This window comes from Bathymodiolus platifrons methanotrophic gill symbiont (assembly GCF_002189065.1).
In the GTDB taxonomy this organism is placed as follows: Bacteria; Pseudomonadota; Gammaproteobacteria; order Methylococcales; family Methylomonadaceae; genus Methyloprofundus.
On sequence record NZ_BDMN01000590.1, the window covers coordinates 1 to 1143 of the forward strand.

1 protein-coding gene and 1 pseudogene are annotated in these 1143 nt (G+C 45.6%); both read left to right on the plus strand.

The annotated features are described in order from the left end of the window. Positions 1 to 83: 83 nt before the first annotated feature. Positions 84 to 347: pseudogene (locus CDZ78_RS20770) on the plus strand (group II intron maturase-specific domain-containing protein); the annotation flags it as partial. 487 nt (positions 348 to 834) lie between these two features. Then, positions 835 to 978 carry a hypothetical protein gene (locus CDZ78_RS22500; protein WP_167374436.1) on the plus strand — a complete coding sequence of 48 codons (144 nt, stop codon included), beginning with the start codon at positions 835 to 837 and terminating at the stop codon, positions 976 to 978. The last annotated feature ends 165 nt before the right edge of the window (positions 979 to 1143 follow it).

Sequence of the window (1143 nt, forward strand, 5' to 3'; positions counted from 1 at the left end):
CAAATTTCCCTGCGCCTTCTGGAGACTATCATCCCGTCCGGGGCTGACAGCGAGCGAAAGTTGTTGCCTATAAAGAATGGTTAAAGGCAAATCGAACATTGCCCACCGCTCAGATTATGAAAACAACAGTCGCGAAATTGCGTGGACATTTTGCCTATTACGGAGTGACCGATAATAGCAAAAGTCTGCAAAGTTTTGCGTATTGGGTCACTCAAACGTTGTATAAGTGGTTAAATCGTCGTGGAAAACGGGGCTGTTACACATGGGAAAAGATTACTAAACTGCTCAAGCTGTATCCGTTACCAACTCCACGAATCACAGTGAATTTATTGTCTGCTTCAAGGTGAAGTGTGTTGTCGAGGAGCCGTGTGCGTGAATAGCGCAAGCACGGTTCTGTGAGGGGTGTGGTAACAACTGATGAGAGTTAGCAATGATTAGAAATCACACAGTAGCTGCGTGCAGCGAGGTGTACTATAAAAGTATTATCGAATCATGGCTAGTTCATCGGGAGAACCCGTCTACTCGACCAAGAACAATCTTAGGTCGCCCTTAATAATTGATTTTCTAGTCGCCTGTACTTTGGCAGTTGTATTGTTTTTTTTATACGATTATCATACAAATTTATTTGCATAACATTAAATTTTGTCCCGCTTTAGATGGGAAGCCGAAACTAGTGAAAGCTAGTTTCATTAAAAATAGAGGATATTAGGCGCGCCATGCTACCTCACGAAATTCCGGGACTCCTGTCGCCGTAATTCGTTCACCTACGCAGCGAATAGGAGATGCTCCAGCCGCCCTGCGTCCGCCACAGACTGAGCACAAAGCAGCTCAGTCATGGCTACCTCAAATGGCTCTACGGCTATTCGGGATAAAATTTTAGCCTCCCTCGCGCGCTATCGCGCACTTCGGATTGGCAAATTTCCCTGCGCCTTCTGGAGACTATCAGCCCATCCGGGGCTGACAGCGGTTGTAGCATAGTTTCAATTTTACCATAAATAATTATTGGGAAACTTCAGGTAAGTATTTATGATTAACTTTTGTGGTAACTACTCACCTCCGCTGTTAATCCTGGATGGATTAATAGTCTGTGGTAGGCGAAGGGGAATTTGCCAATCCGAAGTGCGCGATAGCGCGCTCGGGAGG

Bases quoted from the DNA above. Each gene is read 5' to 3' on its own strand.
- CDZ78_RS22500 (WP_167374436.1), top strand. From the start codon at position 835: ATGGCTACCTCAAATGGCTCTACGGCTATTCGGGATAAAATTTTAGCC.